Source organism: Kitasatospora sp. NPDC022856 (assembly GCF_055561235.1).
In genome coordinates, this window is sequence record NZ_JBVHHE010000011.1 from 178,808 (window position 1) to 204,429 (window position 25,622).

The following is a 25,622-nucleotide window of genomic DNA, read 5'->3' on the forward strand; positions in this document are numbered from 1 at the left end:
CATCCTGGCAGGGCCGCCGCCGGCCGTCGCCCGGTTTACCGGGGAGCGAGACCGCGCGCCGCGAGCCAGTCCAGGGCGGCCGGCACCGATGCGGCGACCGGCACCCCGGCCGGCGGCGCCGGCCGCTCCACGACCACCACCGGCAGGCCGAGTTCGCGCGCCGCGGTGAGCTTGGGGGCGGTGGCGGCGCCGCCGCTGTCCTTGGTGACCACGACGTCGATCCGGTGCTCGCGCAGCAGGGCCCGCTCGCCGTCCAGGGTGAACGGGCCGCGGTCGAGCAGCACGTCGAGGGCGGCGGGCACCGGCGGCTCGGGCGGGTCGACCGAGCGGGCCAGGAAGCGCAGGCCGTCGAGGTGGGCGAAGGCGCCGATGCCCTGGCGGCCGGTGGTGAGGAAGACCCGCCGGCCCAGCCCGGGCAGCACGGCGGCGGCGGCGTCCAGCGACTCCACCGGATGCCAGCGGTCGCCGTCCACCGGCGACCAGCCGGGCCGGCGCAGCGCCAGCAGCGGGACGCCGGTGGCCGCGGCGGCCAGCGCGGCGTTGCGCGACATGACGGCCGCGAACGGGTGGGTGGCGTCGACCACCGCGTCCACCCGCTCCGCGCGCAGCCAGGCGGCGAGCCCGTCCGGTCCGCCGAAGCCGCCGATCCGGACCTCGCCCGCGGGCAGCCGCGGTGCGGCGACCCGCCCGGCGAGCGAGCTGGTGACCCTCGGCCCGGGGCCCTCCGGCGCCGGGTCGGAGGCCAGGGCGGCGGCGAGGGCCCGCGCCTCGGTCGTGCCGCCGAGGACGAGCAGGTGGGCCCTCACGCGCCGCAGGGCTCGTGCGGGCGCTCGCGGTCCGCCGAGTAGAGGTGACTGTCCCGGAACTGCTCGGCGGTCAGCGTGCGGCCGATCAGGATGACGGCGGTGCGCACCACGCCCGCCGCCTTCACCTGCTCGGCGATGCTGGCGACGGTGCCCCGCAGCACCAGCTCGTCCGGGCGGCTCGCCATCGCCACGACGGCGACCGGGCAGTCGGCGCCGTAGTGCGGCAGCACCTGCTCGACCACGTCGTCGATGTACCCGGCGGCGAGGTGCAGCACCAGCAGCGCGCCGCTGCGGCCGAGCGTGGCGAGGTCCTCGCCCTCGGGCATCGGGGTGGCCCGCTTGGCGATCCGGGTGAGGATGACGGTCTGGCCGACGGTCGGCACCGTCAGTTCGCGCTTGAGCGCGGCCGCCGCGGCGGCGAAGGCGGGCACGCCGGGCACGATCTCGTAGGGCACGCCGGCCGCGTCGAGCCGGCGCATCTGCTCGGCGACGGCGCTGAACACGGACGGGTCGCCGGAGTGCAGCCGGGCCACGTCCTGCCCGGCCTCGTGGGCGGCGACCAGCTCGGCGACGATCCGGTCCAGGTCGAGCTGGGCCGTGTCGACCAGCCGGGCACCGGCCGGGCACTCGTCCAGCAGCTCGCGCGGCACCAGGCTGCCGGCGTACAGGCAGACCTCGGCGCGGGCCAGGATGCGCGCACCGCGCAGGGTGATCAGGTCGGCGGCGCCCGGGCCGGCCCCGATGAAGTAGACGGTCACGAGCTCGCTCCTGGATCGGTCGAAGGTTTGACGGCGGACCACTGGGTGACCGGCATCGCCTGCCGCCAGCCGGTGAAGCCGCCCACGGGCACGGCGTGTGCCACGGCGAGGCGCAGCAGCTCGCCGCCGTGCCGCCGGTACCAGCTGGTCAGCAGGGCCTCGGACTCCAGCGTCACGGTGTTGGCGACCAGCCGGCCGCCCGGCGGCAGCGCCGCCCAGCAGGCGTCCAGCAGGCCGGGCGCGGTGAGGCCGCCGCCGATGAACACGGCGTCGGGGGCGGGCAGCCCGGCGAGCGCGTCCGGCGCCGCGCCGGCGACCACCCGCAGCCGGGGCACGCCCAGCGCGGCGGCGTTGCGGCCGATCCGCTCGGCCCGGACGGCGCTCCGCTCGACGGTCACCGCCCGGTTGTCCCGGTGGGCGCGCAGCCACTCGATCGCGATCGAGCCGGAGCCGCCGCCGACGTCCCAGAGCAGCTCGCCGGGGGCGGGCGCGAGGGTGGCCAGGGTCGCGGCGCGCACGTGCCGCTTGGTCAGCTGGCCGTCGCTCTCGTAGGCGTGGTCGGGCAGGCCGGGCACCAGCGAGGTCCGGGGGCCGTCCGCCAGCTCGACGGCGATGACGTTCAGCGGGTCGCCCGCGGGGTGCGGCCAGCCGTCGGCCGGGCCGTCCAGCCGCCGCTCGCCGGGGGAGCCGAGCTGTTCCAGCACGTGCAGCCGGGCGGTGCCGAAGCCGCGTGCGGTGAGCAGCGCGGCGACGGCGGCGGGCGTCCGGGCGTCGGCGCCGAGGACGAGCAGCCGGCGGCCGGCGTGCAGGGCGAGCGTCAGGGTGTCCAGGGGGCGGCCGACCAGGCTGACCACCTCGGTGCCCTCCAGCGGCCAGCCGAGCCGGGCGCAGGCGTAGGAGACGGAGGAGGGGTGCGGCAGGACGCGCAGCCGTTCGGCGCCGACGGTCTCGGCGAGGGTGCGGCCGATGCCGAAGAACATCGGGTCGCCGCTGGCGAGCACGGCCACCCGGCGGCCGGCGTGCTCGGCGAGCAGCCCGGGGACGGCCGGGCGCAGCGGGGACGGCCACGGCACCCGTTCGGCGGCCACCTCGGCGGCGGGGAGCAGGGCCAGCTGGCGCGGGCCGCCGATCACCACCTCGGCCGTCCGCAGCGCCGCCCGGGAGGTGGTGGCGAGGCCGGGCCAGCCGTCGGCGCCGATCCCGACGACGGTGATCGGCGGTGGCAGCTCGGGCACCGGGGGCTCCTCGTTCGGTCAGTGTCGTGCGGGTCTGCGGGTCTGCGGTCCGTGTTCCACAGCCGGTCGGTCGGCCTGCCGTCGGCGCCGCTCGGCCGACGAAGGCGTGGCCGGGGCAGCCTACCTGGCGGTACACGGCCACCACCCGGTCAGGGTGCACGCCCCGGTTGCCGCGGTCAGTGTCGTCCGGGGGCGGTTCAGCGCGCGACGGAGGGCACCGTGTCCGAGTCAGCGGTTCCGCACACCACCGACCACACCGGGACCCGGGTGCCGAGCGACGAGCACGCGCTCACGGCTGGCCGGATCGGATCCGGACCTCCAGCGGCAGGACCTCTGGGAGGCCGTCGAGGGCGGCGACCACCGTCCTGGACGCTGTACGTCCAGGCCATGCCGTTCGACGGAGCGCCCGCCTCCGGGGTGGGCAGGCCCTGAGCGGGCCGTCGGCGGGGGCGCGGGACGCTGCGGTGTCCCGCGCCCCCGCGTGCGATCCGGTCCCGAGCCAGGCCTGCCCCGTTCAGCGTTCGGTGCGGCGGGTCCAGTCCCCGGAGGGGATCAGCGCCGGGTGGACCCGCAGACGGGCGGCGACGGCGGGGCCGGCCAGGTAGACCCAGGCGTCCTCGGTGGACCCGGCCGCCGTCCGGACGGCCAGCCGCTCGCGCACGTACTCTCCCGTCCCGTCGGCCCGGCAGTCCTCCAGCCGGTCGAGCGCCGCGAGCGCGGCGGCGTACCCGCCGGGGCGCACGGTGATCAGCTCGCCGAGGATCCGCCGGCCCGGTGTGCCGTCCGGCACCACGTACGGGAAACCCGGGCCGTCGTGCAGCGCGGCGCCCTCCAGTACGGCCGGCCGGATGTCCGCGCAGCGCCCGGCGAGGTGCACGGCGTGGTTGCGGCCGCCGGTGCGGAGCGTGCCGTAGACGAAGAACGGCAGGGCGCCCGGCGGGCCGGCTGTCGGCCCGTCGGCTGTCGGCCCGTTGGCTGTCGGTGCGTCGGACAAGGGGCCTCCCGGTGCGTGCTCCCCCGGCCGGGGGAGCGCCCACCGTAGCGCCCGCGCCGCGCGCGCCCCCGGGGCGGCGGCGACCGTCTGGTGATACCCACTGGCGCGCGGGTGCGGTGATGCGCTGTCATGGCGGTTGACCGCCAGTACCGTCCTAGGGGGACACCCATGACAGCGCCCGTCTCACGCACGCCCGCCAAGGCCCCGGCCGGCAGACCCGCCGACGCCGTCCCCGGTCCGGCCGGCCTGGGAAAGGCGGTCTGGCTGGCGCTCGCCGTGGTGTACGTGGTGTGGGGCTCGACGTATCTGGCGATCCGGATCGCCCTGGAGACGATGCCCTCCTTCCTCTCCGCCGGGGCGCGCTTCCTCGTCGCCGGGCTGCTGCTGGGCGGCTTCGTGCTGTTCCGCGAGGGGCGGGCCGGGCTCCGGCTGGACCGGCGGCAGTTCGGCTCCTCCGCGCTGGTCGGCCTGTTGCTGCTGACCGGCGGCAACGGGCTGGTGGTGCTCGGCGAGAACTCCATCCCGTCGGGGTTGACGGCGCTGCTGGTGGCGGCCGTCCCGCTCTGGATGGTGCTGCTCACGGCGGCCACCGGTGACCGGCCCGAGCCCGTGGAACTGTCCGGGGTGCTGCTCGGGCTGGCCGGGCTCGCGGTGCTCTCCGCGCCCGCGATCGGCGGGGACATCGCACCGGCCGGCGTGATCGCGGTCATCTGCGCCACGCTGACCTGGGCGGCCGGCTCGTTCGCCGCCAAGCGGATCCCGATGCCGGGCAACGTCTTCGCGGGGAGCGCGTACCAGATGATCGTGGGCGGGCTGGGCAACGTGGTGATCGGACTGGCCCGAGGGGAGCGGCACGGGCTGGACGTCGGCGCCTTCTCCACCCGGTCCTGGCTGGCGCTCGGCTACCTGGTGGTGGTCGGTTCGCTGGTCGGCTTCACCGCCTACGCCTGGCTGCTGCAGTCCGCGCCGCTGACCCTCGTCGCCACGTACGCGTACGTGAACCCGGTGGTGGCCGTGCTGCTCGGCTCGCTGGTGCTGGCCGAACCGCTGACCGGCCCCACCCTGGTGGGTGGGGCGATCGTGCTGGTCGGTGTCTGTCTGGTGGTCAGCGTCAGCCGGCTGCCGGCGCGGGCGCCCCGGTCGCCTTCGCGTAGGTGAGGACGAGCACGCCGTTGGCCAGCACCCGGGTGTCGACCAGGGTGAAGGCGTTCGGCGAGAACCCGGCCCGGAAGAGCGGGGTGCCGGAGCCGACCGCGACGGGGTTGAGCTTGACGATCAACTCGTCGATCTCGGGCAGCAGTTGACCGGCGAGGTCGCCGCCGCCGCAGAGGTAGATGCCGAGGCCCTCCTCCTGCTTCAGCCGGCGCACCAGGTCGAGCGGCTCCTCCGCGGTGACCTCGACGGCCGGGTCCGGGCTGCTGGTGAGCGAGCGGGAGACCACGATCTGGCGCAGGTGGGCGTAGGGGCTGGAGAGGCCCGCGGCCAGGCCCGGCTCGTAGCTGGCGCGGCCCATCAGGACGGTGTCGAAGCGCTCGTTGGGCGCGTCCGCCAGGCCGAACGCGGCGCGGGCGGGGGTCGGCAGTGCGTCGCCCATCTCGCCGGTCAGGAAGGGGAGGGCCCCGGGGATGTAGGGGTCGAAGAACCCGAAATCGCCGTCCGGGGCGGCGATGTAGCCGTCGAGGGTGGCGGCGACGTAGTAGGTGAGCTTGCGCATTCACGTCCTTGGAGACCCGGTCGAAGGCCCTGCGCCCTCAACCACTCCGGCTATAGTACTCAGTCTGTAGTGGTTGTCCAGATGTTTCTGAAGGAGGATCAGGGCCGTGGTCCAGAACCCCGCTCGCCGTACCGCCCTCACCGACGCCGCGATCGACGTCCTCGCCCGCGAGGGCGCCCGGGGACTCACCTTCCGCGCGGTCGACGTACAGACGGGCGTCCCCGCCGGCACCGCGTCCAACTACTTCGCCAACCGCGACGACCTGCTCCACCAGACCGCCCGTCACATCCACCACCGGCTCACCCCGGACCCGGCCGTCATCGCCGAGCTGCTGCGGGCCCCGCGCGACCGCGCCCTGGTCACCGCCCTGATGCACGACCTGCTGGGCCGGATCACCGCCGAGCGGGCCGGGTACCTGGCGCTGCTCGAACTGCGGCTGGAGGCCACCCGTCGGCCGGGCCTGCGCGCCGAGCTCACCGGCACGATCCGCGAGCAACTGGAGGCGAACATCGCCTACCACGTGGGCGAGGGCCTCCCCGGCGACCGTGAGACGGTCGTCGTCCTCTACCTCGCGATGACCGGGCTGCTGGTCGAACACCTCACCCTTCCCGAGGTGCTGGGCGCCGACGGCCTCGCCGCGCTGGTCGGGACGATGGTCGAGCGGATCGTGCCGAGCGCCTAGCGGGAGCGGGCGGGCCGCCGCTCGGCGTCCCGTCGCTGCTCGCACTCCTGGCGACCTGCTGGCGACCTCCTGTCGACGCCAAGGGGTGGCGGCGGCGCCCCGCCGCCGCCCGCTCAGTCGGCGGGGCCGTCGGCCCAGGTGACGAGCAGGGCGCTGAGGGCGACCCCCGGCCCGAGGCCGAAGACCAGGCCGCGCGCACCGGTGGCCGGGGGCGTCCGGTGGGTCCGGGCCAGGACGGAGAAGACCGTCGCCCCGCCCAGGTTGCCCTCCTCGGCGAGCACCGCCTTGGAGTGCCGGAGGAAGTCCTCGTCCACGCCGAGCAGGGCACCGAGCCGGTCGAGGATCGCGGGGCCGCCCGGGTGCAGCACACCGAAGTCGAGCTCCCGGGCGTCGTTGCGGTCCAGCCAGTCGAGCAGGGCCGGCCCCAGGTCGGTGACCGAGCGGAGCGAGGCCCGGGTGGAGGCGAAGTGGTCGCCGCGGTCGTCGGTCAGCTTGCGGTACCGGTCGGTGGACCCCGGCACGGTGTACTCGAAGCGGTGGCCGAGGCGCAGCCCGGGCGTGCGCCGCTCGCCCGTGACGACGGCCGCGCCGACGAGGTCCCCCCAGAGCCCCTTGTAGATCTGGTCCTCGATCGACGTCCGGCTGTCCTGGTAGAGCGAGGAGAGCGACTCGCCCGCGACCACCAGGACGACGCCGCCCGGGTTTCCGGCCAGGTACTCCTGGGCCGCGATCAGGACGTGCGCGCCGCCCGCGCAGGCCAGCTGCGTCATCGGCCGGCGGCTGATGTCCGGGCGGAGCCCGAGCCGCTGCTGGAGCAGGATGTCCAGCCCCGGCACCCCGTCACCGGTGGCACTGCTGACGACGACGCAGTCGACGTCCGCGGTGCCCGCCCCCGCGTTCGCCAGCGCCTCGCGGGCGGCGCTCTCGGCGGCGGCCAGCAGGTCGGCCATGGTGGTGGTCTTGCGCTCGGCGGCGGTGCGGTCGGGCGAGGTGACGACCTCGTACGGCTGGAAGTACCGGCGGGTGCCGGGCAGGTTGCTCAGGGCCATCCGTACCGTCTGGGCCTGCCGGGGCGAGTAGCCGGGATTGCGGGCGAGGATGTCGTCGCGTATCCGTTCGGCGCGGACGAGGTGGGGGCCCGCGACCACGGCCGGTCGGCCGACGTACGCGGTGGTCGGGGTAGGCATGTCGCGGCGTCCTCGGAGCGTCCGTACCGCACCCGGGCGGATGCGGCAGTCGGCACCCGTGCGGTGGCCGTACGGAGCGCGTCGACACGCTGTGACGCACCGTGACGCTCGCGGGATCCCCCCACCGGATACTGACGTCCCCACGCTACCTGTCCCGCTCCGGGATTTCCGCCGGATGGTGGGCCTGATGGGGGTCGGGTGACCGTGGGTGCGCACGGTACGGCCCCGGGCGGAGCATCGCCGCGACTACGCAGAGTCGCTGTGGTGGGGCGGGTCTCGGTGCACGGGACGGTCGGGGGCCCCGTGCACCGGGCCGGCTCAGCCGGCGTTCCCCAGCGCGGCCTCGCAGAGCCGCTCCGCCAGTTCGCCGAAGGCGGCGCCCAGTTCCTCGTCCGCGATCCCGCTCGCGTAGGCCTGGAAGGCGAGCGCCGCCTGGGCCTGGACGGCCGGCGTGGCGTAGCCCGGGTCGATCGGGAACGGCTCGCCGGGCGGCCAGGGGAGCGGCCAGTGCCGCGGCCACGGCAGCCGCCGGTCCGGCGGGGTCGGGCACCAGTCGTCCCCCACCTCGGTGAGGATGCCGCCCGCGTCTGCGCCGGACAGCCGGGCGGTGATGGCCGCGTTGGCCACCGCGTTGACCGTCCCGGCGACGGCCAGCCGCAGCTCGGTGGCGCCGGGCGGAAGCGGCTGGGGGTTGAGCCCGGCCTGCCCGCCGCCGTGCGCGGCCAGGTGGACGTGGCGGGTGGGCCCCAGGACGGGCAGGTGCGGGCGGATGCCGTCCAGGGCCTCGGGGTGGAGCCGGCCCAACAGCTGGAGCAGGGTGGCGGATTGGCTGACGAGGGTCATCGGGAACCCCTTCCGGGGTGACGGGGGTCGCTGCCGGTAGCCGATCGTATGCGGATCGTGCCGCCAGGCGGCCGCCGACACACCCTCAGTGCGCGGCGGCGAGCAGCTCCCGGGTGTAGTCGGTGTGCGGGGCGGCGAACAGCCGGTCGCGGTCGGCCGATTCGACCAGCCGGCCGCCGTGCATCACCGCGACGCGGTCGCAGAAGTGCCGCACCACGGCGAGGTCGTGCGAGACGAAGAGGAAGGCGACGTCCAGGCGTTCGCGCAGCTCCATCAGCAGGTTGAGCACCTGGGCGCGGACCGAGACGTCCAGCGCGGAGACCGGTTCGTCGGCGATGATCAGGCGCGGTTCGGGGGCGAGTGCCCGGGCGATGCCGATCCGCTGGCGCTGGCCGCCGGAGAACTCGTGCGGATAGCGGTCCAGGTGGCCGGCCGCCAGCCCGACCTGCTCCAGCAACTCGGCGGACCGCTCGCGCCGTTCGGCGGGGCCGAGGGCGGTGTGCAGGCGCAGCGGCGTGTCCAGGGTCTGGGCGACGGTGCGGCGCGGGTTGAGCGAGGCGTACGGATCCTGGAAGACCAGCTGGACCTCGCGGGCGAGCCGGCGGCGCAGCGCCCGGTCGGGGGCGGTGACGTCGATCCCGTCGTAGCGCACCCGGCCGGCGGTCACCGGCTGCAGGCCGGCCAGCACGCGTGAGGTGGTGGACTTTCCGGAGCCGGACTCGCCGACCAGCCCGAGCGTCTCACCGGGCGCGATCCGCAGGCTCACGCCCTCCACCGCGCGGACGGGTTCGCCGCGCCGGCCGGCGGGGCGCCGCCGCCCGGGGAAGTGCACGGCGAGCTCCTCGACCTCCACCAGCGGGCGGTCGGGGGCGGCGCCCGCCCGTGGCGCGAAGGTGAAGGACGGCGACGGTTCGTCGACGGTGGCCAGCGGTGTGCCCGGCACGGTGTCCGCGGTCAGCGCCGCGCCCACCAGGGCCCGGGTGTAGGGCTGTCGCGGCGCCGCCAGCAGCTCGGCGGTCGGCGCGGACTCGACCTGCCGGCCGTCGCGCAGCACCAGTGTGCGGTCGGTCGTCCCGGCCACCACGCCGAGGTCGTGGCTGACCAGCAGCACCGCGGTGCCGTGCTCGCGCTGCAACTCGCCCAGCAGGTCGAGGACCTGCCGCTGGACGCGGGCGTCCAGCGCGGTGGTCGGCTCGTCGGCGATCAGCACGTCGGGGTCGTTCATCAGGGCCATGGCGATCATCACCCGCTGGCGCATGCCGCCCGAGAACCGGTGCGGGTGGTCGCCGGCCCGGGCGGCCGGGATGCCGACCCGGTCCAGCATGGCGACGGCCCGCCGCCGGGTCTCGGCACGCCCGGCGCCCGGGTGGTGCAGCCGGTACATCTCGGCCAGCTGCGCACCCACGCCGTGGAACGGGCTGAGCGAGGTGAGCGCGTCCTGGAAGACCAGGGCGACCCGGCCGCCGCGCACCTCGCGCAGCACGGACTCACCGGCGCCGACCAGCTCCCGGCCGGCGAGCCGGATCGAGCCGGTGACGGTGGTGGTGCGCGGGTCGTGCAGGCCGAGCACGGCCAGGCCGGTCGCGGACTTGCCGGAGCCGGACTCGCCGACCAGGCCGAGGACTTCACCCCGGGCGAGGTCGAAGGAGAGGCCGCGGACGGCGTGCACGGGAGCGCCGCCGCGCGGGTCGGCGAAGGCGACGGAGAGGTCGCGGACGCTCAGCACCGCTTCGGTGGAGGGGGTCATCGGTACTCCAGAGGGGTCAGCTGAGACGGATGCGGGGATCGAGCCAGGCCACCGCGAGGTCGGCCAGGGCGACGAACAGCACCACGAAGCAGGCGGCGAGCAGGACGGCGCCGACCACGGCCGGCAGGTCCTGCCCGGAGACGGCCTCGGCGGCGAAGGTGCCCACGCCGTTCAGCCCGAACACCGTCTCGGTGATCACCGCGCCGCCGAGCAGCGCGCCGGCCTCCAGCCCGAGCAGCTGCACCAGCGGACCGGCGGCGCCGCGCGAGGTGTACTTGAGGTGGGTGCGCACCCGGCCGAGGCCCTTGCCGCGCGCGGTGCGGACGTACTCCTCGTTCATCGTCTCCAGCAGCTGGGAGCGCGAGAGCCGGGCGAAGACGGCCGAGTTGACGAAGCCGAGGACGAGCCAGGGCAGCAGCATGCCGCCCGCCCAGGCGGCCGGGTCCTCGGCCGGCGGGGTGTAGGAGGGCAGCGGCAGCAGGCCGGTCGAGTAGACCAGCGCCCACTGGGCGACGTACCCGAGGAAGTAGATCTGCACGCTGGCGCCGACCAGGGTGAAGCCGGAGAGCAGCCGGTCCGTCCTGGTCCCGTGGCGCAGGGCGGAGACGAAGCCGGTGCCGAGCCCGAACAGCACCAGGACGGCGAGCGCGCCGGCGGTGAGCGAGAAGGTCACCGGCAGGTGGTCGACCAGGGCCTCGGTGACGGGCTGGTGGAGCCGGTAGGAGTAACCGAGGCAGGGTGCGTCGCAGTGGATGACCGAGCCGTCGACGTCCGCGATGTCCCGTCCGGCCACGACTCCGGCGAGGTAGTCGGTGTACTGGGTGAGCAGCGGCTGGTCCAGGCCCATGCTCTGGCGGACGGCCGCGACCTGGCCGGAGTCGCAGCGCGGGCCGCAGGCCGCGCGGGCCGGGTCGGCGGGGGCGGCGTAGAAGAGGGCGAAGGCGGCGGCGGAGACCGCGACCAGGACGGCGAGGGCCTGGAGGGTCCGCCGCAGGGCGAAGGAGAGCATGGCCGGTCCGGGGTCGAGGGGGGACGGGGTCGAGGGGCACGGGGTCGAGGGGCACGGCGGGGGCGGTCGGGGCCGGGCAGCCCGGCCCGTGGCGCGGGCCGGGCCCCCGGGGCGGTCGGGGCCGGGCGGGTCAGGACTTGAGGTAGAGCCAGGCCAGCCCGACCGAGCCGTAGATCGGGTGGACGAACGCCCCGCCGACGTTGCTGCCGCGCAGCTGGTTCACGGCCGGGTAGGCGAAGGGCAGCACCGGTACGTCCTTCATCACCGTCTGCTCCAGCGCGTACAGCTCCTTGGCCTTGGCGCGCGGCTCGCCGATCTGGTTGATCCGGTCGATCTCCTTGTCCACCTCGGCGTTGCGGTAGCGGGCGGAGTTGAGGTCGCCGTTGGCCCGGCCGTCGAAGGAGAACGGGACCAGCGTGGAGGGGGTCGGCCAGTCGACCGAGCTGGTCTCCTCGAACAGGTCGTACGGGGAGTCGGCGCGGTGCGCTTCGTCCAGCAGCGCCTTGGGGTCGACCGGCTTCGGCACGATGGTGATGCCGGCCTTGGCGAAGCCCTCCACCAGCACCTGGGCGACCCGCTGCCCGTTCGGGGTGGAGGCGTAGGCGTAGGTCAGCGCGGCCGGCGGCTGCTTGGCCCGGGCGAGCGCCTGCTTGGCGGCCTCCGGGTCGCCCTCCGGCTTGGCCGGGTACAGGTCGTACTTCTGCCAGTCGACCAGGGCGGGGGAGCTGAGCGTGGTGGCCAGCTCGCCGACCCGGGAGCCGCCCTGGACCTGGCGCGCCTGCTGGCGCGGGTAGGCCAGGTGCAGGGCCTTGCGGACCTCGACGTCCGGCACCCGCTCGTTGTTGATCACGAGCTGGGTGACGAAGGCGCCCTGGCGGCCGGAGACCACCAGCTCCTTGGCCTTCGGGTCGGTGTCCACGTTCTGGTAGAGCTCGGGGGAGAGCTGGGTCGCCACCGTGGTGGCGTCGGCGCCGCCGTCCCGGCCGGAGAGGATCTCCTGGTTGATGTTGAGCGCCTCCTTGCCGAAGGTGAAGACGAACCTCTCCGGGTACTGCGAGCGGATCGGGTCGGTCTCCGCCTTCCAGTGCGGATTGCGCTCCAGCACCAGCCGGGTGTTCTGGACGTGCTCGGCGATCCGGTACGGGCCGCTGGCGAACGGCAGCCGGTCGTAGTCCGTGCCGGTGTCCTTGTCCCTGCGCACCGGCGAGGAGGAGGACTGCGCGGCCATGTACGGCACGTCGGCCTGCGGCTGCGGGAAGTGCAGGACGAGGGTGCGGTCGTCCGGGGTCTCGATCGCGGCGAGGTCGCCGTCCTGCGGGCCGGCGTACTTCTTGCGCGCGTCGTCGTAGCTGGCCTCGCCGGTGAGCCACTGCGGCCAGTACGGCGGGCCGACCTCGTAGCCCTTGCCGAAGGAGCGCTCGATGCCGTACTTGACCTGCTGGGAGGTGATCGGCTGCCCGTCCTCCCAGGCCACGCCCTCCTTCAGCCGGTACGTCCAGGTGCGGCCGCCGTCGGCCGGGGTCCCGGTGTCGGTGGCGAGGTCGCCGACCAGCCTGGCCTTGCCGTCCACCACCTGGTACTGGGTCAGCTGGCGGCCCCAGAGCAGCGAGGTGTTGTACGCGGCGCCGGCGTAGACCTTCTGCGGGTCGAGGTGGCGGAAGTCGGTGGTGTTGTAGACGTTCACGGTGCCGCCCGGGCGGGCGCCGGGGACGGCGGGGGCCGGGCCGGCGCTCTCCTTCTCGGTGCCGAGCGCGGCGGTCAGCGGCGAGGACTCCCGGGCGGTGGCCCCGGCGCCGGTACCCGGGGTGGAGCCCGCGCCGGCCGAGCAGGAGGTCGCCAGCACCGCGGTGGCGACGACGGCGAGGGACGGTTTGATCCAGCGCATGGCGGAACTCTCCTTGCCCCGGAGACGGGGCGGTCGGGTGAAAAGGGAGGGGGAGGGAGGGAGGAGGGGAAGGCGGCGCTCAGCGCGCGGCGCGCGGGTCGAGCGCGTCCCGGACGGCGTCGCCGAGCAGGTTGAAGGCGAGCACGAAGAGCAGCAGTGCCACGCCGGGGAAGAACATGTAGGTGGGGTCGGCCTGGAAGACCTCGGAGCCCCGCGCGATCATCCGGCCCCAGTCCGGGACGGGCTCGTTGATGCCCACGCCGAGGAAGGACAGCACCGCCTCGGAGGCGACGAACGTCGGCACCGCCATCGTGGCGTGCACCAGGAGCTGCGCCCGGACATTCGGCAGGAGTTCGCGGAACACGATATGGAATCCGCTCGCCCCGAGCGCCCGGGCGGACTGCACGAAATCCCTTTCCCGAAGTGACCGGACGGCGGCCCGGAGGGAAAGCGCGAGCGGAATCCAGCCGAACGCGGAGAAGACCAGGATCAGCACCAGGAACTGCATCCACTCGGGTTCGGCGGTGTCCGGGTCGACCAGCCGGGACTGGATGACGGGGCTGAGCGCGAGCAGCAGGAGCAGGGTCGGAAAGGCCAGCAGCACGTTGGAGAGGAAACCGAAGAGCCGGTCCGTGATCCCGCCGAGGTAGCCCACCGCGACGCCGGCCAGCACCCCGAGCGTGGTGGTGACGGCGGCCGAGGCGAAGGCGATCAGCAGTGAGGTGCGGATGCCGTAGAGCAGCTGGGTGAGGACGTCGCGGCCGAGCCCGGGCTCCAGGCCGAACCAGAAGTCGGCCGAGATGCCGCCGTTCGGCGCCATCGGCAGTCCGCCGTCGCTGAGCAGGCCGGGAGTGTTCTGGCCGTAGTGCTCGACCGGGTTCCTGCCGTAGAGGGCGGCGATCAGCGGGGCGGCGAGCGCGAGCAGCAGGAAGACCACGACGACCGCGAGCGCGGTGGCCGCGACCGGCTCGCGGCGGATCCGGCGCAGCAGGCCCTGCGGGGCCCGCGCGGCGGCGGGCGCCGTCCCGGCGGACGGCTCTGCGACTGTCTCGACCACTGCCATGAGAGGCGTACTCCCCGAATTCTCCGCCGCCCCGTGGGTGAGGGTGCGCTGGTGTGCGTGTGACGGCCGGCCTGTGGGGGTTTCCCGGCGGCCTGCCGAACGCCATCAGATCGGACTCCGCCGGATTTCCGCAAATCATTCCCGGCGGAGTTCGGGTGCAATGTTTCGGGAATTGTGACGGCTTCATTCCGCCGCAATACTGTCGTTGCAGAAGAACGGTCATACCAGGGCAAAGGAGGCGGCCTGTCCCGCATTCTGAGATCTCCGCCACAGCGGCCGGGGCATTGGTACGATCCCGGTGAGCCGCGACTGGCGCGCACGGATGGAACCGACCATCGGGAAGCGGCTCCGTGCACCCGCACGCCAAGTTGCCGAGCGCCTGGGCCGTCCGTACTCGTCCACCCGTCACGAGGAGACCGCCTTGGCCACCCCCGTCAGCCCTGCCGCGCCCGACGCCGCCGCACCGCACACCGCCGCGAGTGCCACCGCCAACACCGCCTTCCGCAGTGCCCTCGACGTCGTCCGCGAGGTGGAGCCGAGGATCGCCGCCGCCATCGGCCGGGAGATCGACGACCAGCGCGCCTCGCTCAAGCTGATCGCCAGCGAGAACTACGCCTCCCCGGCCGTCCTGCTCGCCATGGGCAACTGGCTCAGCGACAAGTACGCCGAGGGCACCGCCGGCCGCCGCTTCTACGCCGGCTGCCGCAACGTCGACACGGTCGAGACGATCGCCGCCGAGCACGCCCGCGCGCTCTTCGGCGCGGACCACGCCTACGTCCAGCCGCACTCCGGCATCGACGCCAACCTGACCGCCTTCTGGGCCGTCCTCTCCCAGCGCGTCGAGAGCCCCGCCCTGGAGCGCGCCGGGGTCCGCAACGTCAACGACCTCACCGAGCAGGACTGGGCCGAGCTGCGCCACGAGCTGGGCAACCAGCGGATGCTCGGCATGTCCCTGGACACCGGCGGCCACCTCACGCACGGCTTCCGGCCGAACATCTCCGGCAAGATGTTCGAGCAGCGCAGCTACGGCACCGACCCGGTCACCGGCCTGATCGACTACGACGCGCTGCGGGCCACCGCCCGCGAGTTCCGCCCGCTGATCCTGGTGGCCGGCTACTCCGCCTACCCGCGACTCGTGAACTTCCGCGTCATGCGCGAGATCGCCGACGAGGTCGGCGCGACCCTGATGGTCGACATGGCGCACTTCGCCGGCCTGGTCGCGGGCAAGGTGCTCACCGGCGACCACGATCCCGTCCCGCACGCCCACATCGTCACCACCACCACCCACAAGTCGCTGCGCGGTCCGCGCGGCGGCATGGTGCTCTGCACCGCCGAGCTGGCCGAGCACGTCGACCGCGGCTGCCCGCTGGTCCTCGGCGGCCCGCTCTCGCACGTGATGGCCGCCAAGGCGGTCGCCTTCGCCGAGGCCCTCCGCCCCGAGTTCCGCACGTACGCCCGCGGCGTCGTCGACAACGCGCGGGCCCTCGCCGAGGGCCTGCTGCGCCGGGGCGGCACGCTGGTCACCGGCGGCACGGACAACCACCTGGTGCTCGCCGACGTCTCCGGCTACGGCCTGACCGGCCGGCAGGCCGAGGCGGCGCTGCTGGACTCCGGCATCGTCACCAACCGCAACTCCGTCCCGCAGGACCGCAACGGCGCCTGGTACACCTCCGGCGTCCGGCTCGGCACCCCCGCGCTGACCACCCGGGGCCTGGGCACCGCCGAGATGGACGAGATCGCCGCCCTGATCGACACCGTCCTGCGCGCCACCGCTCCCGTCGCGACCTCCGCCGGCGCGCCGTCCAAGGCCCAGTACACCCTGGACGACGCGGTCCGCGAGGGCGTCGCCAAGCGCGCCGCCGACCTGCTGGCGGGCTTCCCCCTCTACCCGGGCGTCGACCTGGTCTGAGACCCGCGCGGCCCGGCCCCCGCGGGGACCGGGCCGCGTGCCGGCGTGCTCAGTACTGCAGCGACTTGAGCTGCAGGAACTCCTCCAGGCCGGGGCGGCCCAGCTCGCGGCCGAGGCCCGAGTTCTTGTAGCCGCCGAACGGGGCGAGCGGGTTGAAGCGGCCGCCGTTGAGGTCGACCTGGCCGGTGTCGAGGCGGCGGGCGAAGGCGGCGGCGGTGTCGGTGTCCGCCGCCCAGACGCCGCCGGCCAGGCCGTACTGGGTGCCGTTGGCGAGTTCGGCGGCGTGGTCCTCGTCGCGGTAGGCGAGGACGGCCAGCACCGGGCCGAAGACCTCCTCCTGGGCGACCGTCATGTCATTGGTGACGTCGGCGAGGACGGTCGGCCGGACGTAGAAGCCGGTGTCCAGACCGGCCGGGGCGTCCGCCCCGCCGACGACCAGCCGGGCGCCCTCGGCGAGCGCGCCGGTGATGTAGCCGCGCACCCGCTCACGCTGCCGGGCGCTGACCACCGGGCCGATCCGGGTCCGCGGATCGGCCGGATCGCCCGGGAGGTACTTGGCGGCGGCCTTCGCGGCGAGTCCGACCGCCTCCTCGTACTGGTCCTGGTGCACCAGCAGCCTGGTCCAGGCGCTGCACGTCTGACCGGAGTTGGCGAACACGTTGGCGACGTTGACGTTGACCGCCCGGGCCAGGTCGGCGCCGGGCAGCACCACGTTGGCCGACTTCCCGCCCAGCTCCAGCGCGACCCGCTTGATGCCCCGCCCGGCGGTCTCGGCGACGGTCCGGCCCACGGCGGTGGAGCCGGTGAACGAGACCACGTCCACCTCCGGGTGCCCGACCAGGGCCGCGCCCGCCACCGGGCCGGTGCCGGTGACCAGGTTGAACACCCCGGCGGGGAAGCCCGCTTCGTGGACCAGCCGCGCGAACAGCCGGGCGACCAGCGGGGCGTCCTCGGCGGGCTTGAGCACCACCGGGCAGCCGGCCGCCAGGGCCGGCACGACCTTGGCCACGATCTGGTGCAGCGGGTAGTTCCACGGGGTGATCGCCGCGACCACCCCGGCCGGCTCGGCGAGCACCACCGAGTTCCCGATCCGCTCCTCGAAGGGGTACTCGGCGAGCAGCGCGAGGTAGGAACCGGCCACGGCCAGCGGCAGGCCGGCGTGCACGGCGGTCGCGAAGCCGACCGGCGCGCCCAGCTCCGCGACCACCGTGTCGGCTATCTCCTCCTGGCACCCGGCCAGGCCGTCCCGCAGCCGGGTGAGCAGCGCCAGCCGCTCCTCGCGGGAGGTGGCGGCCCAACTCCGGGCCGCCCGGCGGGCGGCGGCCACGGCAGCGGCGACGTCGGCCGTGCCGCCGGCGGGGACGGTGGCGAGCACCTGTTCGGTCGCCGGGTTCAGTACCGTGATCGACCCGGCGTCCAGCGAGGGCCGCCATTCGCCGTCGATGTACTGGTCGCCGTACTGGGTGCCCTGCTCCGCGTCCTGCTGCACCGGGTGGTCCTCTCATCGGATCGTCCGCCCGAGGAGCCGCGCGGGGCCGCCGCTGGGGGCCGCCGGAGGTCGCTCGGAGGTCGCTCGGGGGTCGCTCGGGGGTCGCTGGCCAAAGGGCCAGTCAAGGCCGCCCGGGCAGCCCGGCGCAAGAGCCGGACCCCCTACTGCCCGGCCTCCTACCTCTCCGGCCCCTACCGCCCCGGGGATGGTGACAAAACGGGCACGCGAGCGGCAGTATGGACGAACCGGTCCTCCCGGGCCGCCGTCCCGCCGAGTGCTCACAAACGCGCACCGGACGAAAACGTCCGTGCGACATCTCCTCAACTCCGGACAGCGGACGGTAGATTGCGGCGCACTCCGGTGTGCGTCACTACCGTGGGCAGCGGGTTCGAACGGCGTCCGCCCACGCCGGTCCGCAGGCTGCTCCGGAAGGCCGGGCGGTGACGTCCGTCGCCGGCCCGCGTACCCGTGCGGCGGGCGGGTCCGCGCCGGAGGTCGTTCCCAGTGGTCGTCCGCACCGTGTGAGGAGCAACTTCGTGACCGACGCCGCGCTGAGCGCCGAGCAGTACCGGCCCACCGAGCCGGGCCGGCTCGATGACGTCCCCGGCTGGTTCTGGGACCACGACCGCCACCTCTTCGAGTGGTTCCTCGACCGCCAGGAGAAGGCGGGCGTCACCGGGGACCTGCTGGAGATGGGCGCCTACCTGGGGCGCAGCGCGATCGTGATCGGCGACCACCGGCAGCCCACCGAGACCTTCACGGTCTGCGACCTCTTCGACTCGGACGCCCCGGACGACGAGAACGCCGCCGAGATGTCCATGTCCTACCGGAAGTCGCTCACCCGGAAGGCGTTCGAGTCCAACTACCTGTCCTTCCACGACGCACTGCCGGAGATCATCCAGGCGCCCACCTCGGCACTGGCCGACGGCCGCCTCCCGGCCGGCGCGTTCCGCTTCGTCCACATCGACGCCTCGCACCTCTACGAGCACGTGGTGGACGACCTCCGGGTGGCCCGGGCGGCGCTCCAGCCGGAGGGCGTGGTGGTCCTGGACGACTACCGCTCCGCGCACACCCCGGGCGTCGCCGCCGCCACCTGGGAGGCGGTGTTCAACGGGGGCCTCACCCCGATCGTGCTGAGCGAGAGCAAGTTCTACGGCACCTGGGGCGATCCGGAGCCCGCCCGGCGCGCCCTGCTGGACCGGACCGGGCTGGCCGAGGGCGTCCAGCTCGCCGTCGAGCACCTGAACGGCCAGCGGGTGGTCCGGGTCGGCGGCAGCTCCCACGGCATCGCCCCGTTCCGCCCCTCGCGCCACCACGACCGGCTGGCCGCCGAGGCCGCCCGCCGGGAGGCGGAACGGGCGGAGGCGGAGGCCCTGCGCGCCCGGCAGGAGGCCGACGTCGACCTCGCCGTCCGCCGCGCCCGCGCCGCCGAACGCCGCCGCCCCGCCAACGTCGCCAAACGCGTCGCGGGCGACCTCCTCCCCCCGGTCCTCACCGCCGCCATCCGCCGCGCCCGCCGCGGCTGACCACCCCGGCGCACGCGTCCGCACCACGCCGAAGGGGCGTGCCGGCGGGTCGGCACGCCCCTTCGGCGTGGTGCGGCGGGTCGGTCAGACCCGGGAGGCCTCGCCGGTCTGGCGGGGCAGGGTGGCCGCGGGGCCGGCGGCATCGGCGGCGGCCGTCTCGGCCAGTTCCCGCTTGACGGCGGCCAGCGAGGGGTTGGCCCAGGCGCTGGCCACGCCCCAGCGGTAGAAGGCGAGCCCGATCAGGGCGACGATCAGCAGGTCCCAGCCCTCGGGGAGGTAGCCCCGGCCGCCGAAGTCGGCGCTGCCGGCCCAGGAGACGGCGGCCATCACGAACAGGTAGGCGATCATCCAGGCGCCGGCCTTGAGGTGCGGCTTGAGCTCGGCCCACGGCTTGCGCAGCTCGTACCAGGCCCAGATCGGCAGGCCGGCGGCCATCAGCAGGATGACCTTGCCGGTCAGCGGCCAGCGGGCCCAGTAGAGCACCAGCGAGCCGAAGACCATCGCCACCGGGGCGATCACCGGCATCGCGCGCAGCCGGACCGGTCGCGGCAGCTCGGGGGCGAGGCGGCGCAGCGCCATCACCGCGACCGGGCCGGTGACGTACGAGATCACGGTGGCGACCGAGACGATCTCGGCGAGCGAGCCCCAGCCGCGGAAGACCGCCAGGAAGAGGAAGGCGATCAGCAGGTTGAGCAGCAGGGCCGGGCGCGGGATGCCGGTCCTGGGGTCGACCCGGCCGAAGATCCTGGGCAGGTGGCCGTTCTCCTGCACGCCGTGGATCATGCGCGAGGTGGTGGCGGCGTAGATCATGCCGGTGCCGCTGGGGGAGACGAAGGCGTCCGCGTACAGCAGCAGCGCGAGCCAGTTGAGGCCCCAGGCGATCGACAGGTCGGCCAGCGGCGAGGTGTAGCCGAGCCCGCTCCAGCCGTTGCTCAGGTCCGCCGTCGGGACGGCGCCGAGGAAGGCCACCTGCAGCGCGACGTAGATCACCAGGGCGATCAGGATCGAGCCGATCACGGCCTTGGGCAGCGACTTACCGGGGTCGCGGGCCTCGCCGGCCAGGTTCAGCGGGGACTGGAACCCGTTGAAGGCCCAGACGATGCCGGAGACGGCGACCGCCGTGAACACCGCGCTCCAGCCGTTCGGCGCGAAGCCGCCGTGGTCCGTGAAGTGGGCGGTGTCGAAGTGCGCCAGCAGCAGGGCGCCCGCGGTCAGCGTCGGCACGACCACCTTGAACACGGTGATCGCGGTGTTGGTCTTGGCGAACAGCGTGATCGCGAACCAGTTCAGCGCGAAGTAGCCGACCAGCAGCACGCTCGCCACGGCGACCCCGCTGACCGAGAGCTCCTCGCCGTCGAACAGGCCCTTCGCCCAGCCGAAGTGCCAGGAGCTCATGTACTGCACCGAGGCGGTGGCCTCGCCGGGGATCACCGAGACGATGGCGATCCAGTTGGCCCAGGCCGCCAGGTACCCGGCGAGCGAGCCGTGCGAGTACTGCCCGTACCGCACCATCCCGCCGGCCTTGGGGAACATCGACCCGAGCTCGCTGTAGGTCAGCGCGATGGTGAGTGCGACCGCGGCGCCGATCACCCAGGCGACGATCGAGGCCGGTCCGGCGAGCCGGGCGGCCCGCTCGGCACCGAAGAGCCAGCCGGAGCCGATGATCGAGCCGAGGCCCACGGCGGTGAGGCTGATGGTGCCGAGCGAACGGCGGTAGTGCTGATGGGAAGCCGTCGTCGACTCAGGCGCGCTCAACGTATCGGTCCTCTGTCTCCTGGGGTTCCGGACAAACGCACAGCAGACTATGGTGCGAAATGGGACGAAAACCTCAGATTAAGCTCAGATCATCCGATTGTTGCCATCTCGTGTCCGACGATCGGACACGTACGGACCCCCGGCAGCCTTGATCCGCAGTGCCCCTGAGTGCCCCTGAGTGCCCCTGTGCCCCGGTGCACCCCGCGGCGCCCGTGCCGCCCCATTTCCGCAGAGCCACCGGTGCAGGCTCCCGTCGACCCGTCCGGGCAAAAAGAAATTCCCCGCAGGAACTCTTTGGAGTTCCTGCGGGGAATTGTTCTGGTGTCCGAGGGGGGACTTGAACCCCCACGCCCGATAAAGGGCACTAGCACCTCAAGCTAGCGCGTCTGCCATTCCGCCACCCGGACAGGGTGTGTGCTTCGGGGACTTTCTGCTCGCCCCCTCGGCGACAGAGAGAACATTACCAGGGTTCTGGAGTGCTTCTCACCTGCGTTTCCCCGGGTGGGGACCACCGGGGTGGCGGGGATGGGTCGCAGGACTGAGCGAAGCGGTGGTTCAGGGGCGGGAAGCGGTCGGACTGTGACCGGTGGGCGGTCGGGAACGGGCGGGAGTGGTCCGACACGGGCAAGTTGTCGACGGTGCGGCCGTGCCGGGGGCGGCTCTCCTAGCCTCTGTGGACCGAGGGCGCCATGAGCGGAACGCCTGATTCCCGGGGTCGCGGACGAAGGGCGGCTGGACGTGGAGCAGATCAGCGGGGCGGCGGAGGCCGAGCCCAGACGTGTGGCGTCCGGATGCCCGGCATCCGGACGCGCCGGGAGCGGGCCGGCCGAAGGGGTGTGGCGGTTCCCTGTGCCGGCGGTGGAGGCCTCGGTGCCGCGGACCAGGCACGCGGTGCGGGACCGGCTGCTGGCCCAGGGGATGGCGGGGGTGCGCTACCAGGAGCTGGTGGACGACCTGCTGCTGATCGTCTCGGAGCTGGTGGGCAACGCCGTGACGCACGCCGCCGAGCTGTCGCCGGAGGTGACCACCGAACTCGTGGTCGGAGCGGGCTGGGTCCGGGTGTCGGTCGAGGACGGCGACCCGTACCGGCCGAAGGCCCTGGAGAGCGACGCCGGGCGGACCGGCGGGCGGGGGCTGCTGCTGGTGAAGAGCGTCACCCTGCAGGCGGGCGGGGTCTGCGACGTGGAGCGGACGGGGGAGGGCGGCAAAGTGGTCTGGGCCTCGCTGCCCATCCCCCGGGAGGACGCGCGGTAGCGGGTGGTCCTACCAGTCCCGGCCGGCGATCTCGCGGATGCCGGGCAGCGCGGCCTCGAAGACGGTCCGGAACCACACCGAGAACGGCCGCTCCTCCTGGAGCTCGCGCAACTCCTGCGCGGACACGAAGGCGAAGTCGTCCACCTCGTCCGGGTCGGGCACGACGTCGGCGGTGACCAGGCCGACGAACAGGTGGTTCCACTCCCGCTCGATCAGGCCGGAGGCCTCGTCCGGCAGGTCGTACCGGACGGTGCCGGCCTCGCAGAGGAGCGCGGGGGCGACGCCCAGCTCCTCGGCGGTGCGCCGGGCCGCGGCGACGAACGGCGGCTCGTCGGGGTACGGGTGGCCGCAGCAGGTGTTCGACCAGACGCCGGGGGAGTGGTACTTGCCGAGGGCCCGGCGCTGGAGCAGGAGCCGTCCCTGGCGGTCGAAGAGGAACACCGAGAACGCCCGGTGCAGCCGGCCCGGCTGCTGGTGGGCCCAGTGCTTCTCGGCGGTGCCGATCGTGACGCCCTCGTCGTCGACGAGCTCCAGCAGGATCTCGGTGCCGGCGGGCGCTCCGGCCGCGGCTCGGGGGTCGGCCGTCACGTCGGTCTCCACGTCGAGACCGGTGTCGATCTCCGAGGTGAAGTGCGTCGGGCTGGTCGGCGGACTCTGGGGCATGAGGCCTCTTTCGGGGGCAATGGGAGCACCGGTGGCGTCGTGCCCCAGTCTGCCGTACGGGTGGCGGTCCGCAGGCGTCCCACACACAACAGGGCGGATCATGACCGTTCCCGCACCATTCCCGGTATCGGAATGGGCGACGGATTAGCAGAGGCGTTCGGAACGCGTTCGGCGCCCGTTCGATTCCGACGGCGTGCGGACGGTGAACGGACACCTCGACGGCACCCCTCCTTCACCGCCGCCGGACCCGGTGTCCGCCCGGGCCACCGGCCGCGTTCGGGCTGGTCGCCACGGTCGCCTACCATCACTGATGACACGGTGCCCGCATCCTCGCCGGCATCGGCGCGCCACCCCGACGGCCTGCGGCGGCGCACGGTCCGGCGGCTTGCGGCAGCGCACAGCCCGCCGGGCGGCTGCGGCGTTCGGCCCGACGGATCAGCACAGCACGACGGATCAGGAGACCCCGCATGATCGGCCTCGTTCTGGCAGCCGGCGCCGGCCGCCGGCTGCGCCCGTACACCGACACCCTGCCGAAGGCGCTGGTGCCGGTCGACGGGGAGCGGACCGTCCTGGACCTCACCCTCGGCAACTTCGCCGAGGTCGGCCTGCGCGAGGCGGCGATCGTCGTCGGCTACCGCAAGGAGGCGGTCCAGGACCGCAAGGCGGCCCTGGAGCAGAAGTACGGCGTGAAGCTCACCCTGGTCGAGAACGACAAGGCCGAGGAGTGGAACAACGCCTACTCCCTCTGGTGCGCGCGCGAGCTCTTCGGCGAGGGCCTGCTGCTGGCCAACGGGGACACCGTGCACCCGGCCTCCGTCCAGCGGACCATGCTGGAGGGCAACCGGCGCCTCACCGAGGAGGGCCGCGCCCCCGGCATCCTGCTCGCCCTCGACACGGTGAAGAAGCTCGCCGACGAGGAGATGAAGGTCGTCGTCGACCCGGCCACCGGCATGCGGCGCATCACCAAGCTGATGGAGCCGGCCGAGGCGACCGGCGAGTACATCGGCCTCACCGTGATCAACCCGTCGGCCGCCGCCGACCTCACCGACGCGCTGCGCGCCACCTACGAGCGCGACCCGCAGCTGTACTACGAGGACGGCTACCAGGAGATGGTCGACCGCGGTCTGCGGATCGACGTGCAGCCGATCGGCGAGGTCTCCTGGGTCGAGGTCGACAACCACGACGACCTGGCCAAGGCGCGGGAGATCGCGTGCCAGTACTGACGCGGCTGGTGCCGTCGCCGGTCTTCGTGGAGATCCGCTCGGGGGCGCTCGACGCCCTCGGGGGGATCCTCGCCGACCAGCGGCTCTCCACCTCGGGCCGGATCGCGGTGGCGATCAGCAACGGCTCCGGGGCGGTGCTGCGCGAGCGGCTGGAGCCGGCCCTGCCGGGCGCCGACTGGTACAACGTCGACGACGGCAGCCTCGACAGCGCGGTGCGCCTGGCGGACGCGATGCGCGGCGGCCACTACGACGCGATCGTCGGCCTGGGCGGCGGCAAGATCATCGATGCCGCCAAGTACGCCGCCGCGCGGGTCGGTCTGCCGGTGGTCGCGGTGGCCACCAACCTCGCGCACGACGGCATCTGCTCTCCCGTCTCCACCCTCGACAACGACGCCGGCCGGGGGTCCTACGGCGTGCCCGGCCCGATCGGCATCGTGGTCGACCTCGACGTGATCCGGCAGGCTCCGCCGCGCTTCGTGGCGGCCGGCATCGGCGACGTCGTCTCCAACATCTCCGCCTGCGCGGACTGGGAGCTGTCCCAGGCCGAGACCGGCGAGCCGGTGGACGGACTGGCCGTGGCGATGGCCCGTTCGGCGGGCGAGAACCTGCTGCGGCACCCAGGAAACCTTCAGGATCAGGACCTCCTGACAGCGCTCGCGGAAGCCCTGGTACTGTCCGGCATCGCGATGAACATCGCCGGCAGCACCCGGCCCTCGTCGGGGGCCTGCCACGAGATCTCGCATGCCCTGGACGTGCTGTATCCCAAGCGATCCGCCCAGCACGGCGAACAGGTCGGCCTCGGGGCCGCCTTCGCCAGCTTCCTGCGGGGCGAGCGCGAGCTGACCGGTCTGATCGTGGAGCGCCTGTCGCGCCACGGCCTGCCGGTGACCGCAGCTCAGATCGGCTTCACCGAGGCGGAGTTCACCGAGGCGGTGCACTACGCTCCGAACACCCGCCCGGGCCGCTTCACCATTCTTGAGCACCTCGACCTCTCCCCCTCAGCGATCAGGGACGCGTACGCCGACTATGTCCAAGCCGTCAACAGCTGACCCCGCCACGAAGGGCTCGCCCCCGGCCCCGGTGGATCTGACCCGCCGCCCCTCCGTCGAGGAGCTGCGCGCGGTGATCCACCCGGAGGGCATGCTCCAGCGCCGCAGCGCGGAGCACTGGGCGGGCCGCCTCTACATGCGGCGGATCTCGCTGCGGATCACCCGCGCGCTCTCCACCGTGACGGCGATCACGCCCAACGGTCTGACCTACCTGATGATGCTCACCGGCATCCTGGCCGGTGCCGCGCTGATCGTCCCGGGCCTCACCGGCGCGGTCCTCGGCGCCCTGCTCATCCAGGTCTACCTGCTGCTGGACTGCGTGGACGGCGAGGTCGCCCGCTGGCGCCGGCAGACCTCGCTCACCGGCGTCTACCTGGACCGGGTCGGCCACTACATGTCCGAGGCGGCCCTCCTGACCGGTCTCGGCCTGCGCGGCTGCGACCTCTTCCACCGGAGCGGCACCGCCTCGCACTGGGAGTGGGCCTTCCTCGGCACGCTCGCCGCGCTCGGCGCCATCCTGATCAAGTCCGAAACGGACCTGGTGGACGTGGCCCGGGCCCGCAGCGGCCTCACGGCGGTCGAGGACAGCGCCTCGGTGCCGCGTTCCTCCGGCGTGGCCAGGGCCCGCCGGGCGGCCTCCTTCCTCAAGTTCCACCGGCTGGTGGGCGCGGTCGAGGCCTCGCTGCTCATCCTCGCCGCGGGCGTCGCGGACGCCGTGCACGGCGGGCTGCTCTTCACCCGGCTCGCGGTGGTCGTGCTGGCCGCGATCGCGATGCTGCAGACCGTGCTGCACCTGCTGAGCATCGTCCTCTCCAGCAGGCTCCGGTGAGC

Annotated in this window: 22 protein-coding genes, 1 tRNA gene and 1 riboswitch; of the genes, 8 read left to right on the forward strand and 15 right to left on the reverse strand. The window is 73.9% G+C overall.

All coding sequences use genetic code 11. The annotated features are described in order from the left end of the window. Positions 1 to 35: 35 nt before the first annotated feature. From ACZ34W_RS16310 to ACZ34W_RS16325, 4 genes are all read right to left on the reverse strand, one after another. The gene (locus ACZ34W_RS16310) at positions 36 to 806 is read right to left on the reverse strand and encodes a cobalt-precorrin-6A reductase (protein ID WP_465604530.1); all 771 of its coding nucleotides are present in this window, start codon (positions 804 to 806) and stop codon (positions 36 to 38) included. Continuing rightward, entirely contained in the window at positions 803 to 1,564 is a 762-nt protein-coding gene (gene cobM / locus ACZ34W_RS16315; RefSeq protein WP_329490702.1) for a precorrin-4 C(11)-methyltransferase, read from the reverse strand. The genes ACZ34W_RS16310 and cobM overlap by 4 nt, the downstream gene beginning before the upstream one ends. After that, positions 1,561 to 2,799 carry a precorrin-6y C5,15-methyltransferase (decarboxylating) subunit CbiE gene (gene cbiE / locus ACZ34W_RS16320; protein ID WP_329490703.1) on the reverse strand — a complete coding sequence of 413 codons (1,239 nt, stop codon included), beginning with the start codon at positions 2,797 to 2,799 and terminating at the stop codon, positions 1,561 to 1,563. Before cbiE ends, cobM begins: the two co-directional genes overlap by 4 nt. Positions 2,800 to 3,313: 514 nt before the next feature. After that, entirely contained in the window at positions 3,314 to 3,793 is a 480-nt protein-coding gene (locus tag ACZ34W_RS16325; RefSeq protein WP_465604535.1) for a gamma-glutamylcyclotransferase family protein, read from the reverse strand. Positions 3,794 to 3,961: 168 nt separating this feature from the next. Here ACZ34W_RS16325 and ACZ34W_RS16330 point away from each other — a divergent pair, with 168 nt between their 5' ends. Then, the gene (locus ACZ34W_RS16330) at positions 3,962 to 4,951 is read left to right on the forward strand and encodes an EamA family transporter (protein ID WP_465604538.1); all 990 of its coding nucleotides are present in this window, start codon (positions 3,962 to 3,964) and stop codon (positions 4,949 to 4,951) included. On the opposite strand, the gene ACZ34W_RS16335 is transcribed toward ACZ34W_RS16330, so the two are convergent. Further along, the gene (locus ACZ34W_RS16335; RefSeq protein WP_465604541.1) at positions 4,905 to 5,507 is read right to left on the reverse strand and encodes a dihydrofolate reductase family protein; all 603 of its coding nucleotides are present in this window, start codon (positions 5,505 to 5,507) and stop codon (positions 4,905 to 4,907) included. The two genes, ACZ34W_RS16330 and ACZ34W_RS16335, sit on opposite strands and share 47 nt — an antisense overlap. A gap of 106 nt (positions 5,508 to 5,613) precedes the next feature. Between ACZ34W_RS16335 and ACZ34W_RS16340 the strand changes: the two genes are divergently transcribed. Continuing rightward, complete coding sequence (locus ACZ34W_RS16340; protein WP_465604544.1) at positions 5,614 to 6,189, forward strand: TetR/AcrR family transcriptional regulator; 576 nt, start codon at positions 5,614 to 5,616, stop codon at positions 6,187 to 6,189. A gap of 113 nt (positions 6,190 to 6,302) precedes the next feature. On the opposite strand, the gene ACZ34W_RS16345 is transcribed toward ACZ34W_RS16340, so the two are convergent. From ACZ34W_RS16345 to ACZ34W_RS16370, 6 genes are all read right to left on the reverse strand, one after another. After that, on the reverse strand, positions 6,303 to 7,376 hold the full coding sequence (locus tag ACZ34W_RS16345) for a PhlD (RefSeq protein ID WP_465604547.1): 1,074 nt from the start codon (positions 7,374 to 7,376) through the stop codon (positions 6,303 to 6,305). A 318-nt stretch (positions 7,377 to 7,694) separates the two neighbouring features. Further along, positions 7,695 to 8,219 carry a hypothetical protein gene (locus ACZ34W_RS16350; RefSeq protein WP_465604550.1) on the reverse strand — a complete coding sequence of 175 codons (525 nt, stop codon included), beginning with the start codon at positions 8,217 to 8,219 and terminating at the stop codon, positions 7,695 to 7,697. Between the two features lie 85 nt (positions 8,220 to 8,304). After that, positions 8,305 to 9,966, reverse strand: a complete 1,662-nt coding sequence (locus ACZ34W_RS16355; protein WP_465604553.1) for a dipeptide ABC transporter ATP-binding protein — start codon at positions 9,964 to 9,966, stop codon at positions 8,305 to 8,307. Positions 9,967 to 9,982: 16 nt separating this feature from the next. Then, on the reverse strand, positions 9,983 to 10,975 hold the full coding sequence (locus tag ACZ34W_RS16360; protein ID WP_329490711.1) for an ABC transporter permease: 993 nt from the start codon (positions 10,973 to 10,975) through the stop codon (positions 9,983 to 9,985). 130 nt (positions 10,976 to 11,105) lie between these two features. Next, a complete protein-coding gene (locus ACZ34W_RS16365) occupies positions 11,106 to 12,860 on the reverse strand; it encodes an ABC transporter substrate-binding protein (RefSeq protein WP_396488270.1) in 1,755 nt (584 codons plus the stop codon). A 79-nt stretch (positions 12,861 to 12,939) separates the two neighbouring features. Next, positions 12,940 to 13,923 carry an ABC transporter permease gene (locus ACZ34W_RS16370; RefSeq protein ID WP_465604558.1) on the reverse strand — a complete coding sequence of 328 codons (984 nt, stop codon included), beginning with the start codon at positions 13,921 to 13,923 and terminating at the stop codon, positions 12,940 to 12,942. Between the two features lie 295 nt (positions 13,924 to 14,218). Further along, positions 14,219 to 14,315, forward strand: a riboswitch (ZMP/ZTP riboswitch). 29 nt (positions 14,316 to 14,344) lie between these two features. Here ACZ34W_RS16370 and ACZ34W_RS16375 point away from each other — a divergent pair. After that, positions 14,345 to 15,832, forward strand: coding sequence for a glycine hydroxymethyltransferase (locus tag ACZ34W_RS16375; RefSeq protein ID WP_465604561.1), 1,488 nt, complete (start codon positions 14,345 to 14,347; stop codon positions 15,830 to 15,832). A 49-nt stretch (positions 15,833 to 15,881) separates the two neighbouring features. Here ACZ34W_RS16375 and ACZ34W_RS16380 read toward each other — a convergent pair whose 3' ends face one another. Further along, the gene (locus tag ACZ34W_RS16380) at positions 15,882 to 17,321 is read right to left on the reverse strand and encodes an aldehyde dehydrogenase family protein (RefSeq protein WP_465604564.1); all 1,440 of its coding nucleotides are present in this window, start codon (positions 17,319 to 17,321) and stop codon (positions 15,882 to 15,884) included. A 536-nt stretch (positions 17,322 to 17,857) separates the two neighbouring features. Here ACZ34W_RS16380 and ACZ34W_RS16385 point away from each other — a divergent pair. Further along, on the forward strand, positions 17,858 to 18,847 hold the full coding sequence (locus ACZ34W_RS16385; RefSeq protein WP_465604567.1) for a class I SAM-dependent methyltransferase: 990 nt from the start codon (positions 17,858 to 17,860) through the stop codon (positions 18,845 to 18,847). Between the two features lie 84 nt (positions 18,848 to 18,931). Here the strand turns inward: ACZ34W_RS16385 and ACZ34W_RS16390 are convergent, their stop codons facing one another. Both ACZ34W_RS16390 and ACZ34W_RS16395 read right to left on the reverse strand, forming a co-directional pair. Beyond that, positions 18,932 to 20,602, reverse strand: a complete 1,671-nt coding sequence (locus tag ACZ34W_RS16390; RefSeq protein ID WP_396488265.1) for an APC family permease — start codon at positions 20,600 to 20,602, stop codon at positions 18,932 to 18,934. Positions 20,603 to 20,921: 319 nt separating this feature from the next. Then, a tRNA-Leu gene (locus tag ACZ34W_RS16395) sits at positions 20,922 to 21,009 on the reverse strand. 373 nt (positions 21,010 to 21,382) lie between these two features. Between ACZ34W_RS16395 and ACZ34W_RS16400 the strand changes: the two genes are divergently transcribed. Continuing rightward, complete coding sequence (locus ACZ34W_RS16400) at positions 21,383 to 21,856, forward strand: ATP-binding protein (RefSeq protein ID WP_329492345.1); 474 nt, start codon at positions 21,383 to 21,385, stop codon at positions 21,854 to 21,856. A gap of 9 nt (positions 21,857 to 21,865) precedes the next feature. Here the strand turns inward: ACZ34W_RS16400 and idi are convergent, their stop codons facing one another. Then, positions 21,866 to 22,519, reverse strand: coding sequence for an isopentenyl-diphosphate Delta-isomerase (gene idi, locus ACZ34W_RS16405; RefSeq protein WP_359806928.1), 654 nt, complete (start codon positions 22,517 to 22,519; stop codon positions 21,866 to 21,868). A 467-nt stretch (positions 22,520 to 22,986) separates the two neighbouring features. On the opposite strand from idi, the gene ACZ34W_RS16410 reads away from it, so the two are divergent. The 3 genes from ACZ34W_RS16410 to ACZ34W_RS16420 all read left to right on the forward strand — a co-directional run bounded on the left by ACZ34W_RS16410 (position 22,987) and on the right by ACZ34W_RS16420 (position 25,620). Further along, a complete protein-coding gene (locus ACZ34W_RS16410; RefSeq protein WP_329490718.1) occupies positions 22,987 to 23,742 on the forward strand; it encodes a phosphocholine cytidylyltransferase family protein in 756 nt (251 codons plus the stop codon). Then, complete coding sequence (locus tag ACZ34W_RS16415; RefSeq protein ID WP_329490719.1) at positions 23,730 to 24,791, forward strand: iron-containing alcohol dehydrogenase family protein; 1,062 nt, start codon at positions 23,730 to 23,732, stop codon at positions 24,789 to 24,791. The genes ACZ34W_RS16410 and ACZ34W_RS16415 overlap by 13 nt, the downstream gene beginning before the upstream one ends. Positions 24,792 to 24,882: 91 nt before the next feature. Beyond that, on the forward strand, positions 24,883 to 25,620 hold the full coding sequence (locus ACZ34W_RS16420; protein WP_465604712.1) for a CDP-alcohol phosphatidyltransferase family protein: 738 nt from the start codon (positions 24,883 to 24,885) through the stop codon (positions 25,618 to 25,620). The last annotated feature ends 2 nt before the right edge of the window (positions 25,621 to 25,622 follow it).